At 72.3% G+C, this 16,067-nt stretch carries 17 protein-coding genes; 3 read left to right on the forward strand and 14 right to left on the reverse strand.

The window, feature by feature from the left end; genetic code table 11:
- The first annotated feature begins 27 nt into the window (after window positions 1-27).
- Window positions 28-954 carry an aldo/keto reductase gene (locus ACIBG7_RS21050; RefSeq protein ID WP_357928308.1) on the forward strand — a complete coding sequence of 309 codons (927 nt, stop codon included), beginning with the start codon at window positions 28-30 and terminating at the stop codon, window positions 952-954.
- Between the two features lie 56 nt (window positions 955-1,010).
- Here the strand turns inward: ACIBG7_RS21050 and ACIBG7_RS21055 are convergent, their stop codons facing one another.
- The 14 genes from ACIBG7_RS21055 to ACIBG7_RS21120 form a co-directional block, all read right to left on the reverse strand.
- Window positions 1,011-2,612: a cation acetate symporter gene (locus ACIBG7_RS21055; protein WP_357928311.1), complete on the reverse strand. Its 1,602-nt coding sequence runs from the start codon at window positions 2,610-2,612 to the stop codon at window positions 1,011-1,013.
- The gene (locus ACIBG7_RS21060; protein ID WP_357928314.1) at window positions 2,609-2,938 is read right to left on the reverse strand and encodes a DUF485 domain-containing protein; all 330 of its coding nucleotides are present in this window, start codon (window positions 2,936-2,938) and stop codon (window positions 2,609-2,611) included. Before ACIBG7_RS21060 ends, ACIBG7_RS21055 begins: the two co-directional genes overlap by 4 nt.
- Before the next feature lie 181 nt (window positions 2,939-3,119).
- Window positions 3,120-4,595: a cation acetate symporter gene (locus ACIBG7_RS21065; RefSeq protein ID WP_397337303.1), complete on the reverse strand. Its 1,476-nt coding sequence runs from the start codon at window positions 4,593-4,595 to the stop codon at window positions 3,120-3,122.
- Complete coding sequence (locus ACIBG7_RS21070; protein ID WP_357928319.1) at window positions 4,592-4,966, reverse strand: hypothetical protein; 375 nt, start codon at window positions 4,964-4,966, stop codon at window positions 4,592-4,594. The genes ACIBG7_RS21065 and ACIBG7_RS21070 overlap by 4 nt, the downstream gene beginning before the upstream one ends.
- Window positions 4,963-5,709, reverse strand: a complete 747-nt coding sequence (locus ACIBG7_RS21075) for a LytTR family DNA-binding domain-containing protein (protein WP_357928321.1) — start codon at window positions 5,707-5,709, stop codon at window positions 4,963-4,965. Before ACIBG7_RS21075 ends, ACIBG7_RS21070 begins: the two co-directional genes overlap by 4 nt.
- A gap of 53 nt (window positions 5,710-5,762) precedes the next feature.
- Window positions 5,763-6,935: a histidine kinase gene (locus tag ACIBG7_RS21080; RefSeq protein ID WP_357928324.1), complete on the reverse strand. Its 1,173-nt coding sequence runs from the start codon at window positions 6,933-6,935 to the stop codon at window positions 5,763-5,765.
- Window positions 6,936-7,343 (reverse strand): HIT family protein, encoded by a 408-nt coding sequence (locus ACIBG7_RS21085; protein WP_397337304.1) that lies wholly within the window; start codon window positions 7,341-7,343, stop codon window positions 6,936-6,938.
- Window positions 7,340-8,500, reverse strand: coding sequence for an acyl-CoA dehydrogenase family protein (locus ACIBG7_RS21090; protein WP_397337491.1), 1,161 nt, complete (start codon window positions 8,498-8,500; stop codon window positions 7,340-7,342). The genes ACIBG7_RS21085 and ACIBG7_RS21090 overlap by 4 nt, the downstream gene beginning before the upstream one ends.
- A 29-nt stretch (window positions 8,501-8,529) precedes the next feature.
- Entirely contained in the window at window positions 8,530-8,931 is a 402-nt protein-coding gene (locus ACIBG7_RS21095; protein WP_357928327.1) for a protease inhibitor I42 family protein, read from the reverse strand.
- Window positions 8,928-9,815 (reverse strand): YihY/virulence factor BrkB family protein, encoded by an 888-nt coding sequence (locus ACIBG7_RS21100; protein ID WP_397337305.1) that lies wholly within the window; start codon window positions 9,813-9,815, stop codon window positions 8,928-8,930. Before ACIBG7_RS21100 ends, ACIBG7_RS21095 begins: the two co-directional genes overlap by 4 nt.
- Window positions 9,816-9,873: 58 nt before the next feature.
- A complete protein-coding gene (locus ACIBG7_RS21105) occupies window positions 9,874-10,488 on the reverse strand; it encodes a DUF3618 domain-containing protein (protein ID WP_357928333.1) in 615 nt (204 codons plus the stop codon).
- On the reverse strand, window positions 10,485-10,877 hold the full coding sequence (locus ACIBG7_RS21110) for a phage holin family protein (RefSeq protein ID WP_397337306.1): 393 nt from the start codon (window positions 10,875-10,877) through the stop codon (window positions 10,485-10,487). The genes ACIBG7_RS21105 and ACIBG7_RS21110 overlap by 4 nt, the downstream gene beginning before the upstream one ends.
- A 166-nt stretch (window positions 10,878-11,043) precedes the next feature.
- A complete protein-coding gene (locus ACIBG7_RS21115) occupies window positions 11,044-11,352 on the reverse strand; it encodes a hypothetical protein (RefSeq protein WP_397337308.1) in 309 nt (102 codons plus the stop codon).
- 77 nt (window positions 11,353-11,429) lie between these two features.
- Window positions 11,430-11,594 carry a hypothetical protein gene (locus tag ACIBG7_RS21120; RefSeq protein WP_397337309.1) on the reverse strand — a complete coding sequence of 55 codons (165 nt, stop codon included), beginning with the start codon at window positions 11,592-11,594 and terminating at the stop codon, window positions 11,430-11,432.
- Window positions 11,595-11,954: 360 nt separating this feature from the next.
- On the opposite strand from ACIBG7_RS21120, the gene ACIBG7_RS21125 reads away from it, so the two are divergent.
- Window positions 11,955-15,257, forward strand: a complete 3,303-nt coding sequence (locus tag ACIBG7_RS21125) for an SNF2-related protein (RefSeq protein ID WP_397337310.1) — start codon at window positions 11,955-11,957, stop codon at window positions 15,255-15,257.
- A complete protein-coding gene (locus ACIBG7_RS21130; RefSeq protein WP_397337311.1) occupies window positions 15,254-16,033 on the forward strand; it encodes an SWIM zinc finger family protein in 780 nt (259 codons plus the stop codon). The genes ACIBG7_RS21125 and ACIBG7_RS21130 overlap by 4 nt, the downstream gene beginning before the upstream one ends.
- The last annotated feature ends 34 nt before the right edge of the window (window positions 16,034-16,067 follow it).

Raw genomic sequence — 16,067 nt, forward strand, 5'->3', positions numbered from 1 at the left:
GTCCATGCGGGTGCATAGGGTGCTGCCATGAACCTCATCGCCGCCACCGGTCTGTCGGTCTTCCCCGTCTCGCTCGGCACCAACGTCTTCGGCTGGACCGCCGACCGGGACACGGCCTTCGAGATCCTCGACGCCTACGTGGCCGCCGGGGGCAACTTCCTCGACACCGCCGACGTCTACCCCTCCTGGGCGACCGGCGAGTCCACGTCCGAGCTGATCATCGGCGAGTGGCTGGCCTCGCGCGGCAACCGCGAGTCGATCGTGCTGGCCACCAAGGTCGGCATGCTCGGCGGGCTCGAGGGCCTGGCCCCGGCCACGATCAGGACCGCGGTGGAGGCGTCGCTGCGCCGGCTGCGCACCGACTACCTCGACCTGTACTGGGCGCACCGCGACGACCGGGACACCCCGCTCGCCGAGACGCTGGGCGCCTTCGACGAGCTGGTGCGCGAGGGCAAGGTCCGGCACCTGGGGGCCTCCAACTACAGCGCGGAGCGGCTGGCCGAGGCGCTGGAGACGGCACGGACCGAGGGGCTGACGCCGTACGTGGCGTTGCAGCAGGAGTACAACCTGGTGGAGCGCGGCTACGAGGGCGCGCTGCGTGACGTGGTGGCCGACGCCGGGCTGGCCAGCGTGCCGTACTTCGGGCTGGCCCGGGGGTTCCTGACCGGCAAGTACGCGCCCGGGGTCGCGGTGGACAGCCCGCGGGCCGGGAAGGCGGCCGAGTACCTCTCGACCGAGCGCGGGCCTCGGGTGCTGGAGGCGCTGACCAAGGTCGCGGCCGGCCGCGGCGTCGAGCCGGCGAGCGTGGCGGTGGCCTGGGTGGCCGCCCAGCCCACCGTGGTGGCGCCGATCGCCAGCGCCCGTACGGTCGAGCAGCTCCGCCCGCTGCTGGCCGCCGCGACGCTGGAGCTGGCCGACGACGAGCTCGACCTGCTCGACCGCGCCTCCCGCTGAGCCCCGGCACGGGTACGGCCCGGCCGGACAACCGGCCGGGCCGCAGCAGCCGCTGATCAGTGCGGCGTGGCCTTCTCCATGCCGACGCCGGTGAGCGAGCGCACCTCCATCTCGGCCCACTTGGCGGCGTTGTACTCCTTGCTGAGCCGGGTGCCGAGCCAGCCGAAGAAGAAGCCGAGCGGGATCGAGATGATGCCCGGGTTGGACAGGTTCCACAGGTGCCAGTCGGCGCCGGGGAACAGGGCGGTCTTGGAGCCGGAGACGACCGGCGAGAAGATCACCATGATCAGGCAGGAGATCAGGCCGCCGTAGATGGCCGAGACCGCGCCCGCGGTGTTGAACCGCTTCCAGAACAGGCTGTACAGGATCGCGGGCAGGTTGCCGGAGGCGGCCACCGCGAAGGCGAGCGCCACCAGGAAGGCGACGTTCTGGCCCTGCGCCAGGATGCCGAGGGCGATGGCGACGGCGCCGATCACGAAGGCCGACACCCGGGCGACCATGACCTCTTCGCGCTCGGTGGTGTTGCCGCGCTTGAAGACGTGCGCGTACAGGTCGTGGGCGAAGCTGGAGGAGGAGGCGAGGGTGAGCCCCGCGACCACCGCCAGGATGGTGGCGAAGGCGACCGCGCCGATCAGCGCGAGCAGGATGGTGCCGCCGACCTCGCCGAAGAAGTCGCCGCCGATCGCCTCGGCCAGTGACGGGGCGGCGGTGTTGCCGCCGGTGTCGGAGGCCGGGATCTTCACCAGGGCCGCCGCGCCGAAGCCCAGGACCAGGGTGAACAGGTAGAAGACGCCGATGATGCCGATGCCCCACAGCACCGACTTGCGGGCGTCCTTGGCCGTGGGCACGGTGTAGAAGCGGATCAGGATGTGCGGCAGGCCGGCCGTGCCGAGGACGAGGGCCAGGCCGAGGCTGATCAGGTCGATCTTGCCCATGATGCCCTGGGCGTCGGTGCCGTACTTCAGGCCGGGCACGGAGAAGGCGTCGCCCTTGCCGGTGGCCGCCGAGGCCTCGGTGATCAGGGTGGACAGGTTGAAGTTGTACTTGGCCAGCACCAGCACGGTGATCAGGCCGGCGCCGCCCATGAGCAGCACGGCCTTGACGATCTGGACCCAGGTGGTGCCCTTCATGCCGCCGAAGACCACGTAGACGATCATCAGCACGCCGACGCCGATGATGACCCAGATCTTCTGGGTGGCGTCGGTGATGCCCAGCAGCAGGCCGACCAGGGCGCCCGCGCCGACCATCTGGGCGACCAGGTAGAAGATGCTGACCGTGATGGTGGACACGCCCGCGGCGGTGCGGACCGGCCGGGGGCTCATCCGGAAGGCCAGCACGTCGGCCATGGTGAACTTGCCGGAGTTGCGCATCAGCTCGGCGACGAGCAGCAGCGCGACCAGCCAGGCGACCAGGAAGCCGATGGAGTACAGGAAGCCGTCGTAGCCGGACAGCGCGATCATGCCGGCGATGCCCAGGAAGGAGGCGGCCGACATGTAGTCGCCGCCGATGGCCAGGCCGTTCTGGAAGCCGCTGAAGGAGCGCCCGCCGGCGTAGTAGTCGGCGGCGGTCTTGGTGTTGCGGCTGGCCCAGAAGGTGATGACCAGCGTCAGGGCGACGAAGGCCAGGAACAGCACCGCCGCCAGGGTGTGGGAGCTCACTTGACCTTCTCCTCGACCTCGTGGCGGATCTTGTCGGCAACCGGGTCCAGCTTCTTCTCGGCGTGCCGGGAGTAGGCCCAGGCGATGAGGAAGGTCGAGACGAACTGGAGCAGGCCGAGCACGATGCCCACGTTGATCTCGCCGAGGAGGTCGATCGCCATGAAGTCGCGCGCCCAGCCGGAGAGCACCACGTAGAGCAGGTACCAGACCAGGAAGGCCACCGTCATCGGGAAGGTCCAGCTGCGGAAGCGGCGCTTCAGCTCCTGGAACTCCTCGCTTCCCTGGACCCGTTCATAGACCGACGTGTCGTGTTCCGGGGTTTTCACGAATCCTCCCGCTTTATGTGATGCAGATCACGCACAAGGTAAGAGCGCAAACTACCCTCCGGGGAGGGGCGGAGTCGCGTTCTTCGCCGAGCCGCACCCAAAAGACGGTTAGTTGGTCATGGGTTGCGATAAATGGTCGGATTTGAGCGACCAACGGGCGGCCACAGAGTGTGAGCAGCCCTCAATCCCGGGGCCGCCAGTCGCCCCGGTCGAGCGCCAGGTTCTCCGGCGTGTGCAGCCGCACCATGGTCCTGGCCACGCCCTTCGGGATGCGCCCTGGGGTGAGCAGCGAGACGACCACCATGACCAGGAAGGCGATCGGCACCGTCCAGGCGGCGGGCTGGCTGACCAGCGCGCCCACCAGCCCGCCGTACGGTCCCCCGGTGATCTGCGCCAGTACGGCGGCGCAGGCCAGCCCGCCGCCCACGAACAGCCCGGCCAGCGCCCCGGCCGAGGTCAGCCGCCGCCACCAGATGCCCAGCACGAGCAGCGGGCAGAAGCTGGAGGCGGCCACCGCGAAGGCCAGGCCGACCACGTCCGCGATGGACAGCGCCCGCGCCTGCAGCGCCAGCCCGAGCGGCACCGCGACCGCGAGCAGCGTGGCCACCCGGAAGGCCCGCACGCCGCCCTTGAGCAGGTCCTGGGCGATCACCCCGGCCACCGAGACGGTCAGCCCCGAGGAGGTGGACAGGAACGCGGCGAACGCCCCGCCGGTGACCAGCGCGGTCAGCAGGTCCCCGGCCGTGCCGCCGACCATCAGCGAGGGCAGCGTCAGCACGACCGTGTCCGGCGGCTCCAGCCCCGGCGCGTACAGCCGGCCGAGCCAGCCGTAGATCCCCGGCATCAGGTAGAAGGCGCCCAGCAGGCTCAGCACCACCAGCGTGGTACGGCGAGCCGCCCGCCCGTCCGGATTGGTGTAGAAGCGCACCAGCACGTGCGGCAGCCCCATCGTGCCCAGGAAGGTGGCCAGGATCAGCGAGTAGGTCGAGTACAGCCCGTACTCCCCGTCCCCGGTCAGCGGCTGCGTCCAGGCCGGGTCGTGCAGCTCGGGCGCCCCGTCCTGCCGCCAGGCCAGCAGCAGGAACAGCACCGGCACCGCCAGCGCGGTCAGCTTGAGCCAGTACTGGAAGGCCTGCACGAAGGTGATCGAGCGCATCCCGCCGGACAGCACGTTGACCGCCACCACCAGAGCCACGACCAGCCCGCCCACCCAGACCGGCGCGTTGGTGATGGTCTGCAGCACCAGCCCGGCGCTCTGGAACTGCGGCATCAGGTAGAGCCAGCCGATCAGCACCACCAGCACGCTGGCAGTGCGCCGGACGGCCATCGACTCCAGGCGCGACTCGGCGAAGTCGGGCAGCGTGTAGGCGCCCGAGCGGCGCAGCGGGGCCGAGACCAGTACCAGCAGCACGAGGTAGCCGCCGGTCCAGCCCACCGGGAGCCACAACATGTCCGCGCCGTGGGTCAGGATCAGGCCGGCGATGCCCAGGAAGGAGGCGCCGGACAGGTACTCGCCGCCGATCGCCGAGGCGTTCCAGAGCGGGGTGACCGTACGGGAGGCGACGTAGAAGTCGGAGGTCGTCCTCGACAGGCGCAGGCCGAAGGCGCCGATGAGCACCGCGGCCAGCGCCACGATGACGACCGCGGCCAGGTTCACCGGCGCTCGACCAGGTCGGCGAAGTGCCGCTCGTTGCGTTCGGCCTGCCGTACGTAGAGCCACGCCCCGCCGACCAGCGCGGGGTAGATGAGGCCGGCCAGCAGCAGCCACGGCAGCGGGATGCCCAGCAGGCGCAGCTCCCGCAGCTCGGGCAGCAGCAGGAACAGCAGCGGCAGGCCGCCGACGACGCAGGCCAGCAGCGTGCAGACGAACATGGCCAGGCGGAACTGGGTGCGCAGCAGCGAGCGCATGTAGAGCTCGCCGACGCGGGTCTGCTCGTCGATCTCGCGGGTGGCCGGGAAGCGGCGGCGGCGGGCGGCGGCGGTGCGCGGGCTGGTGACGCTCACCCGTCGGTGCTCGGGCCGGTTCATCGGCGGGCCCTCCTGACCAGCAGGTCGCGTAGCTCGCGGGTGTGGCGGCGGCTGACCGGCAGCTCGGTGTCGCCCACCCGGATGGTGCAGCGGCCGGAGTCGAGGTGCAGCTCCTCGATGTGCTTGACGGCCACCAGGTGGCTGCGGTGCACGCGGACGAAGCCGGAGGCGGCCCAGCGCTCCTCCAGCGTGGCCAGCGGGATGCGCACCAGGTGGCTGCCGGCGGCGGTGTGCAGCCGGGCGTAGTCGCCCTGGGCCTCGACGTAGAGCACGTCGGCGCTGGAGACGAAGCGCACCACCCCGCCAAGCTCGACCGGGATGGTGTCGGCGTCGGCCGGGTCGGCGGGCACCTCGGCCGAGACGCACACCCGCCGGATCGCCTCGCGCAGCCGCTCCGGCCGGACCGGCTTGAGCAGGTAGTCCTCGGCCTTGATCTCGAAGGCGTCGACGGCGTGCTCCTCGTAGGCGGTCACGAACACCACCCGCGGCGGGTTGGCGAACTGCGCCAGCAGCCGGCCGAGCACGACGCCGTCGAGCCCGCGCATCCGGATGTCGAGGAAGACCGCCTCGATCGGCCGGCCCTCGGCGATGGCCCGGTCGAGCAGCCGCAACGCGGCGGCGCCGTCCCGGGCGGTGACCACTTCCTCGATGCGCGGATCGGCACGCAGCAGGTACGACAGGTCTTCCAGCGCGGGAAGCTCGTCGTCGACCGCCAGGACACGCAGACCGCTCGCCATTGCCATGACAGTGATGAAACCGCCGGGAAACGTCAAGGCCGTCACGGCCGAGTCACAGCTCAGCGCGCGGAGACACCCGGGTGGTACTTCGGCAGGCGCACGCTGACCTTGGTGCCGGCGCCCCGGTTGGTCTCCACGACCAGGCCGTACTCGTCGCCGTAGACCTGCCGCAGCCGCTCGTCCACGTTGGCCAGGCCGACCCCCTCGCCGGGCTCGCCGGCCAGGATGCGGCGCAGGCGCTCGGGATCCATGCCGATGCCGTCGTCCTCGACGCTGATGCCGCACTCGGCGCCGGCGTCCTCGGCGATGATCGTGATCCGGCCGACGCCGTTCTTGCTCTCCAGGCCGTGCCGGACGGCGTTCTCCACCAGCGGCTGCAGGCACAGGAAGGGCACCGCGACCGGCAGCACCTCGGGGGCGATGCGCAGCGTGACCTGGAGCTGGTCGCCGAACCGGGCGCGTTCCAGGATCAGGTAGCGGTCGATCGAGCGCAGCTCCTCGGCCAGGGTGGTGAAGTCGCCGTGCCGGCGGAAGCTGTAGCGGGTGAAGTCGGCGAACTCCAGCAGCAGCTCGCGCGCCCGCTCGGGGTCGGTGCGGACGAAGCTGGCGATGGTGGTCAGCGAGTTGTAGATGAAGTGCGGGGAGATCTGCGCGCGCAGCGCCCGGACCTCGGCCTCCATCAGCAGCGTGCGGGAGCGGTCGAGCTCGGCCAGCTCCAGCTGGGAGTCGACCCAGCGGGCCACCTCCTCGGCGGCGCGCACCAGCCCGGCCGAGGCGTGCGGGCCGTAGGCGGCCAGCGTGCCGACCACCCGGTCGTCGGTGCTGAGCGGCACCACGACCACATGCCGGACCGGGCACTCCAGCAGGTCGCAGTCGAGCGCCAGCACCTGGATGCGGCCGTCCTTCAGGGTCTGCTCGGCGTGCGCGAAGGCCTCGGCGGCGTGGTGCTCGCCCTCGCCGTCCCAGACCAGCAGCCGCTCCCGGTCGGTGAGCGCGACCGCCGGGGAGCCGAGCAGCTCGCGCAGGTGGCGGGAGGCCTTGAGCGCGCCCTCGTGGGTGAGCCCGGCCCGCAGCGGCGGCGCGGCCAGCGAGGCGGTGTGCAGCGTCTCGAAGGTGGCGCGCTCGCCCGGCCCGGCCCCCAGCTCGCGCCGGCCGCGCAGCACCCGCCACAGCACCAGCCCCGGGACGCCGATGAGCAGGGCGAGCAGCAGGGCGACGACGACGGGCTCCACTCAGCCGCCCTGGCGGATGCGCTCGGCGTAGGACTCGGCCTCGGCGTCGGAGTCGTACTTGGTGCGCGGCCAGAAGAAGCCGCGCAGGCCGTCCTTGCGGTTGCGCGGCACGATGTGGACGTGCAGGTGCGGCACGCTCTGGCTGACCCGGTTGTTCATGGCGACGAAGGTGCCGGCCGCCTCCAGTCCGTGCTCGACCGCGCCGGCCAGCTCCCGCACCCGCTCGAAGAACGGCCCGACCCGCGCCGGGTCGAGGTCGGTCAGCGTCTCGACGTGCGGCCGGGGCACCACCAGCAGGTGGCCCTTGAACACCGGCCGCACGTCCAGGAAGGCCACCGCGACCTCGTCCGACCGCACCACGAACGCCGGGCGCTCGCCCGCGACGATCTCACAGAACAGACAGCTCACCAGCCGACCTTAACCGCTCCCTTCAGCAACTCCCGCGCGATGACCATCCGCTGGACGTCGTTGGTGCCCTCGCCGATCGCCATCAGCGGCGCGTCCCGGTAGAGCCGCTCGACCACGAACTCCTGCGAGTAGCCGTAGCCGCCGTGCACCCGCATGGCCTCCATCGTGATCTTGAGCGCCACCTCCGAGGCGAAGTACTTGGCCATCGCCGCCTCGGCGTTGACCGCGCCCTTCGAGCTGCGCTGGGCCGCCCAGTAGGTCATCAGCCGGGCCGCCTGGATCTCGGTCGCCATGTCGGCCAGCTTGAGCTGGATCGCCTGGAAGTCGCCGATGGGCCGGCCGAAGGCGTGCCGCTCGCGGGCGTAGGCCAGGGCGGCGTCGAAGGCGCACTGGGCGACCCCGACGGCCCGGGCGGCGATGTTGACCCGGCCCAGTTCCAGCGCGGACAGCGCCTGCTGCATGCCGCGGCCCTCGACGCCGCCGAGCAGCTGCGAGCGCGGCACCCGCACGTCCTGGAGCGAGATCTCGCAGGTCTCGGTGCCCTTGTAGCCGAGCTTGGGCAGGTCGCGGCTGACCACGTAGCCCGGGGTGCCGGCCTCGACGAGCAGGATCGACATGCCCTTGTGCGCCGGGGTCTCGGCCGAGGTCTTCACCAGCACCGGCATCGGGTCGGCGTGCCGGGCGTTGGTGATCCACGTCTTGGTGCCGTTGACCACGTAGTGGTCCCCGTCCGGTACGGCACGCGTCTGGATGCCCTGCAGGTCGGTGCCGGCGGCCGGCTCGGTGAGCGCGATGCCGGTGCGGCGGGCGCCGGTGGCCAGGTCGGGCAGGTAGCGCTCCTTCTGCTCGGCCGTACCGTGGGTGGCGATCATCCAGGCGGCCAGCGAGTGGGAGCCGAGGACGCCCGCCACGCCCATCCAGCCGCGGGCGATCTCCTCGAAGACCAGGGCGAAGGAGACCCGGTCGAGGTCGAGACCGCCGTACTCGGCCGGGACGGTCATCCCGAACAGGCCCAGTTCCTTGAAGCGCTCGACGATCTCGGCCGGGTAGCGCCCGGACCGCTCCCACTCGGAGGCGACCGGGACGATCTCCTTGTCCACGAACTCGCGCAGCGTCCGGCGGAAGAGCTGCTGATCCTCGTCCAGTTCGAAGTCCATCACGGAACCGACACTAGAACATTGATCGGTCAGCGAACAGTGACGTCGAAGATCGCCTCGCCCGACTCGGGCGTCGGGTTCTTCCGGTCGGTGCAGCGCCAGCAGTCGAACAGCCGGATCCGCGCCGTGCCCGGGCGCTTGGCGTTGAACACGAAGTAGCTCGTGCCGCCCGCGCCCGGCCGCTCGCCGGCCGCCTCGCGCTCGTGACTGATGTAGGCGGCCACCTTGACGTCGGGCAGCTCCACCAGTTCCCACGAGTCGCCCACCCCGGGGTTGTCCGGCACGGCGAGCGCGAACCGCTGCCCCTTGCCGACCTCGACCTTGGTGGTGGCGCCCTTGGCGCCCGCGGTGACCTGGCCGTAGTGGCTGACGGCCGAACCGGCGCCACACCCGGCCACCAGCAGCAGCGCGGCGAGCAGAAGACGGATCACTCCGGCAGCGTATCGGGCTTGGGCGGATCACGCGGGACCGCGTACGGCTCGCTGTTCACCGGCCGGCCCATCGCGATGTTGCGGGCCCGCATCAGCTCGGCGTCGAGCTCCGCGCCGAACAGCAGCACCAGGTTGGACAGCCACAGCCACACCAGGAAGACCGCGACCGTGGCCAGTGTGCCGTAGGTGGCGTTGTAGGAGCTGAAGTTGGCCACGTACAGCGCGAACCCGGCCGAGACCAGCACCCACAGCAGCACCGCGAGGATGCCGCCCGGCGTGATCCAGCGCACGGACGGCTGGCGGACGTTCGGCGCGGCCCAGTACAACACCATGATCAACCCGGCCGCGATCAACGCCAGGACCGGCCACTTCACGATGTCCCAGGTCGCCACGAACGCCTCACGAAGGCCCAGCGCCTGACCCGCCAGGTCGGCGAGCTGCCCGGTCAGCGTGACCGCGATCGCCCCGGCCGCCAGCAGCACCATGACCAGGAGCGTCAGGCCGAGCCGCAACGGGGTCAGCTTCCAGATCGGCCGGCCTTCCTCGATGTCGTAGATGGCGTTGCACGCCCGGACGAAGGCGGCGATGTACCCGGAGGCCGACCACAGCGCCACGCCCAGGCCGACGAGGGCGAAGACGCCGGCCGTACGGCCGCTCTTGGCCACGCCCTCGACGCCGCCGACCAGCAGGTCGCGCACCTCGGCCGGGGTCAGCACGGCGACGCTCCGCACCAGCGCGGAGGCGTCGTCGCGGCCCAGCAGGCCCAGTAACGACACCAGGACGATCAGGGCCGGGAAGATGGACAGCACGCCGTAGTAGGTGAGCGCGGCGGCCCAGTCCTGGATCCGGTCGTTGGCCATCTCCTTCAGGGTGCGCTTGATCACGCCCCACCAGGCACGGCGAGGCAGGTGGGAGGGCCGCTCGGGGGGAGGGGGCATGGGTCTACTTCCGGCCTCTCCTCAGCAGCTTGCGGATCACCAGCGCGGCGACCACCCCGGCGGCGGCCACCAGCAGCTTCGGCCGCTTCTTCACCTCTTCGGCCGCCTCGTGCAGGTTGGCCGGCGCGGCCTCCTTGAGGCGGGCCTTGACGTCGGTCTTGGCGGTCAGCGCCTCGACGGTCTCGCCCACGCGCTCGCGTGTCTCCACGATCTCGGTGCGCACCCGGGCCTCGTCGGCCTCCGTGGTGTCGCCGGCCCGGTGGTGGTCGGCGCGGGTGCCCGCGTGCCGCGTGCTCCCGCCGCCGGGCGCATGCGAGACGATCATCGTCTCGGCGTCGTGCTCATGGGACTTGGCTCTGCCCTGCTCGTCCATGCGTGCGCTCCGATACTCGCCGGTGTCCTGCTCGCCCACCCGGTCGTCGGGCACCGGCGGCTCGGCCACGAAGACCTCCTCCGGTTCGCGGGCCCGCTCGGCGGCCCGTGCGTTCTCCAGCGCCTCCGGCTTGGTCGGGGGCACGTTCACCGACAGCTCGTCGGTCGGCTCCCCCACCGTCGCCCGGTGCGCACCCATGTCACCCGCGTGCACCCGGGGGCCTTCGCCCCCGCTGGACTCGGTCATCGTCGAGCCCTCCCCTTCACCTCGTCGAGATCGGCCTTGACACTCGCGATCGTCTCCTCCGGCACCGGCGGCGTCGCCTTGGCGACCTGCGCGCGCCCGGCCAGGCCGAGCACCGCGGCGACCGCCAGCAGCACCGCCGCCACGATGGCGGCCGCGGCCCAGGCGGGCAGCACCAGCGCGAGGAGCAACACCACGGTGGCCACCAGCGTGGCCCCGCCGAGGAACGCGGTCATCCCGGCCGCGCCCAGCAGCCCCGCGCCGAACCCGGCCCTGCGGCCCTTGCGGGCCAGTTCGAGCCTGGCCAGCGTCAGCTCCTGACGCACCAGCGTGGTCAGGTGCTCCGACAGCTCGCCGATCAGTTCGGAGGTGGACTTGGACTTGTCGTTCACGCACCCCGCCTACCCCGCCGGGAGCCCCTCACTCACGGCGGCCTGTTTCACCTGCCGTCGAGCTCCCACCTGCCGTTGAGCCTGCCGTTGAGCGTCCTTCACCCGCCGCCGGACTTCCTCACCCGCCGGCTTCCTCACCCGCCGGCTTCTTCACCTGCCAGCTTCTTCACCTGCCGTCGAGGTCCGCCTCCACCGCGTCCTCCACGCCCTGCCGCGGGTCGCGCTCGTCGGCCTCGCGCCGCTCCGCTCGCCGCTCTGCTCGTTGCTCGCGGGCCGGGCTGACGTCGAGGATCTCCCCCGTGCGCAGGTCCGCCGGCACGAACACCTCAGGCCGCCCGGCCTTCGCCGCCACCGCGTTCGCCTCCACCCCCGGTCTGGCGGGCGCGGTGTTCAACGACAGCCAGTCGGTCGGCGCTCCCAGGACCTGCTCATGCGCCCCGACGAACCCCGCCGTCCGCTCTTCCTCTTCAGGCATGCCAATACCCCCTTCGTCCCCATTAGTTCCTTCCCGTTGGGGACGCGGGGGTACGGCAAGCGAAGGTCAGGATTGCCTCAACGGCGGGCGACCCGGAAGAGGAAGTCGACCACCTTCGTCACCGGCGACTCCTGAACCCCGCACCACTCATCCGGCTTCTTCGGCGCCTTGAACGGCGAGGGGAGCTCGCAGGACGGCGCCTGCGGCCCCGGCCGTTCGCACCAGTCTCCTGGACGGTTCATACCACCCAATCTACGCCCCCTCCCCGCGATCCGGCCTCCTCCGAACGGTCCGGGTCTGTCGGCGGGTGCGGGTAACCTGCCCGGGTGCTGGTCGTCCACGGGATCTGGGAACACGAGGGGCTCGCCCTCTGGGCCGAGCACCCCTCCACCCCTACCTCCACGGCTTCTTCCAGCCCAGCCACCACTTCCACGGGCCACCGCCCCCGTCACTCCCCCTCTCCCCTCGAGCCCGCGCGACCTCTACCTGCCGAACCCTCCGCCGCCACCTCCGCCGCCGTCTCCGCCGCCACCGGGGGCTCCCCTGGTTCGCGGGGAGCCGCGCCCGATCCGGAGACCGCTGAAGCCTCGGGGGCCTCGGTCGTGGGGCACCCCTTTGCGGCGGGTGTGGGCGAGTTGCGGGCGTGGCTGGCGGGCGTGCTAGGCGAGGTCGTGGAGCCGGTCGCCGAGCTTGAGCTTCGGCTCCTCCTCCCCGGCTCCTCCCACGAGCCTCTGCCCTCCCCGGAAGCCGGCCTGGCCTCCCCGGAAGCCGGCCTGGCCTCCCCCGAGCCCAGCCTGGCCTCCCTCGAGCCCAGCCTGGCCTCCCTCGAGCCCAGCCTGGCCTCCCTCGAGCCCAGCCCGGTCTCCCTCGAGCCCAGCCCGGTCTCCCTCGAGCCCAGCCCGGTCTCCCTCGAGCCCAGCCCGGTCTCCCCTGAGTCCGGCCGCGCCGTCTCGACCACGCGCCTGCGCCTGCGCACCTGGTCGGTCCCCGCGCTGCTCCTCCAGCCCGCCGACGCCCTCCAACTTCTCCACCTGGACGGCACCCCCGGCCACCCCGCCGAGGGTTCCGGCGGGTTCACCGCCACGCTCCGGCACTGCGCGGCGGTGGCCGCCTTCGCCACCGATCTCGTACGGCGGGGCCGGGTGGTCCCAGCCCTGGTCGCCGACGACCCCACGGCCGAGCCGGGCGACATGTGGACGGTCCCAGAACCGAACGCCGAGGCGAGGTGGCGTCCGGTGGTGACCGGCGCGGACGCCGCCCACCTGCGCGAACTGGCCCTCGCCATGCCACCCGCCTGCCGTACCGGAACCGAGGAACGCCCCTCCGCAACGGTCCTGAACCACGCGCTCGCCCAGCTCACCGACGCCGCCGCCCGCCGCGCCCTCACCACTCCCCTCGTCCCCCGCGCCCGCACACTGCGCGACCGCTGGCTGTCCGCCCTGACCGGCCCGGACGCCCGCTGCGTCGATCTGCCCGAGCTCCGCCACGACCTCGACCGCTGGCACCGGACGGCCAGCACGGAGGGCGGCGCCCGCCTCTGCTTCCGCCTGATCGAACCCCCACCCACCACGGAAACTCCGGAGGCCACCGACTCCCCGGAGGCCATCGAGCCCCCGGCCATCACCGAGCCCTCCGCCACTCCCAGCGAGCCGCCGAGCATCGCCGAGCCGGCCGGCGACCCCGCCGACCCCGCCGACCCATCGGACATCACGCGGCCCCGATCCCTTACCGAGCCCCTGGGCATCGCCGAGCCCGCCACCGTGCCCACCCCACCCCCTCCCAGCCGGGGCGATGTGTGGCGGGTGGAGTTCGCCCTGCAGCCCGCTGACGACCCCAGCCTCCAGATCCCCGCCGAGCGGATCTGGGCCGGTGAAGCGGTGCCGGGGCTTGCGGGACGGCCAGGCCACGAACTGCTGGCCGGCCTCGGACGGGCGGTACGGCTCTACCCGGGCCTAGACCCCGCCCTACGGACCGCCGAGCCGTACGAGCTGGAGCTCGACACGGCCGGCGCGTTCGCCTTCCTCCGGCAGGCGGCCCCGCTCCTCCAGGCGGCCGGGTTCGGGGTCCATCTGCCCAGGTGGGCGGGCAAGTCCAGACTGGGGTTGAAGCTGACCACCAGGTCCAGGAGCCGGCAGAGCGCGGCGACGGCGCAGGGGTTCGGGCTGGACGAGCTGGTGGACTTCCGGGTCGACCTGGCCGTGGACGGCCGGCCGATCGACGAGGCGGAGCTGGCCGAACTGGCCCGGCTCAAGGTCCCCCTGGTGCGGGTGCGCGGCTCCTGGGTCGAGCTAGACGATCGCCAGCTCCAGGCGGCCCTGCGCGCGGTGGCCGGGCGGCGCGAGGGCGAGCTGAGCGCGGGCGAGATCCTGCGCCAGGTGGTGGGCGGCGAGGAGGGCGAGCTGCCGCTGCTGGAGGTGGACGCGGACGGCGCGCTGGGCGACCTGCTGTCCGGGCAGGCCGAACGCCGCCTGGCCCCGGTGCCCGCCCCCGAGGGCCTCAAGGCGACGCTACGGCCCTTCCAGGAGCGCGGCCTGGCCTGGCTGAGCTTCCTGTCCGAGCTCGGGCTGGGCGGTGTGCTGGCCGACTCGATGGGGCTGGGCAAGACGGTGCAGACCCTCGCGCTGCTCGTGCACGAGCGGGCGGAGCGGCCGACGCTGCTGGTGTGCCCGATGTCCCTGCTGGGCAACTGGGAGCGCGAGGCGGCGCGGTTCGCCCCGGACCTGCGCGTGTACGTGCACCACGGCCCGGGCCGCGACCCGGCGCGGATCGCGGGGGCCGATCTGGTGGTCACGACGTACGGCACGGCCCAGCGAGACGTCGAGACGCTGCGCGAGGTCGGCTGGCGGCGCGTGGTGTGCGACGAGGCGCAGGCGATCAAGAACAGCGGCACGCTCCAGGCCAGGGCCCTGCGTACCATCGGGGCCGACACGCGGCTGGCGCTGACCGGCACCCCGGTGGAGAACCACCTGGCCGAGCTCTGGTCGATCATGGAGTTCTGCAATCCGGGGCTGCTCGGGCCGAGGCAGGCGTTCAGGCGGCGTTACCAGGAGCCGATCGAGGCACGTGGCGACGAGGGCGCGGAGCGGGCGTTGCGCCGGGCGACGGGGCCGTTCATCCTGCGGCGCCTCAAGACCGACAAGTCCATCATCTCCGACCTGCCGGACAAGCTGGAGGTCAAGGAGTGGTGCTCGCTCACGCCCGAGCAGGCCACGCTCTACCGGGCGGTGCTCGACGACATGATGGGCCGCATCGACGACAGCGAGGGCGTCGAGCGGCGTGGGCTGGTGCTGGCCGCGATGGCCAAGCTCAAGCAGGTCTGCAACCATCCGGCGCACCTGCTCAAGGACGGCTCCCGGCTGGCCGGGAGGTCGGGCAAGCTGGCGCGGGTCGAGGAGCTGGGCGCGGAGATCCTGGCCGAGGGCGAGAAGGCGCTGCTGTTCACGCAGTACGCCGAGTTCGGCGGGCTGCTCCAGCCGTACCTCGAACAGCGGCTGGACCGGCCGGTGCTGTTCCTGCACGGCGGGCTGCCGAAGGGGACGCGGGACCGGCTGGTGGAGCGGTTCCAGCGGGAGGAGGAGCCGATGTTGTTCCTGCTGTCGCTGAAGGCGGCCGGGGTGGGGCTGAACCTGACCTCCGCCTCGCACGTCATCCACCTCGACCGGTGGTGGAACCCGGCGGTGGAGGACCAGGCGACCGACCGCGCCTACCGGATCGGGCAGCGGCGGTCGGTCCAGGTGCGCAAGCTCATCTGCGCCGGGACGCTGGAGGAGCGGGTGGACGCGATGATCGAGCGCAAGAAGGCGCTGGCCGAGCGGGTGGTCGGCGCGGGCGAGGAGTGGCTGACGGAGCTGTCCACGGAGGAGCTGCGCGAGGTCTTCCGGCTGACCGCCGAGGCCGTGGCATGACGTCCGGCGGCCCGGGTGGCTGGGGGCGGCCGGTGCGGGTCGAGGGCGGGTTGAAGGCCCGGTCGCGGCGGGGGTCGATCGGGTCGGCGTGGTGGTCGCGGCGGTTCATCGACATCCTGGAGCGCGTCTGCGACAAGGGCCGCCTGTCGCGCGGCCGCGCGTACGCCAGAGCCGGGCAGGTGCTCCACCTCGACCTGTCCCCCGGCCTGGTCGCCGCCCGCGTGCAGGGGTCGCGGCGGGAGCCGTACGAGGTGGAGGTCAGGATCGAGGCCTACGGCGAGCAGCGGTGGGCCGAGCTGCAGGCGGCGATGTCGGCCCAGGCGGTGCACCGGGCGCGGCTGCTGGCCGGGGAGATGCCGGAGGAGATCGAGGAGGTCTTCGCCGCCCGTGGCGTGGACCTGTTCCCGCGCGACCTGGACATGCGGTGCTCGTGCCCCGACTGGGGGCTGCCGTGCAAGCACCTGTCGGCGGTGCTGTACCTGCTGGCCGAGTCGTTCGACGAGGACCCGTTCCTGGTGCTGGCCTGGCGGGGCCGCGGCCGGGATCAGCTTCTCAGCGAACTCGACGCCGTGCCCGGTCCGCCGTCTGACCCCGATCTGGTCGAGGACGTGCCGTTCGCCGAGCGGCTGGGCGACTTCTTCGCCTCCGGCGCCACTGTCCACCGCCCCGAACGCCGCGGCACGCCCCCGCCCGGCCTGCTCCTGCGCCTCCACCCGGCCCCGGACGGCCTCACGGCCGAGCTCACCGCGGCCTACACCGCCTTCGCGGAGAGCTAGCCGATGGGTGGTTCTCCACCCCAGGGAATCGATC

Origin of the sequence: Nonomuraea sp. NPDC050328 (assembly GCF_044459405.1) — a bacterium.
Classification (GTDB): domain Bacteria; phylum Actinomycetota; class Actinomycetes; order Streptosporangiales; family Streptosporangiaceae; genus Nonomuraea.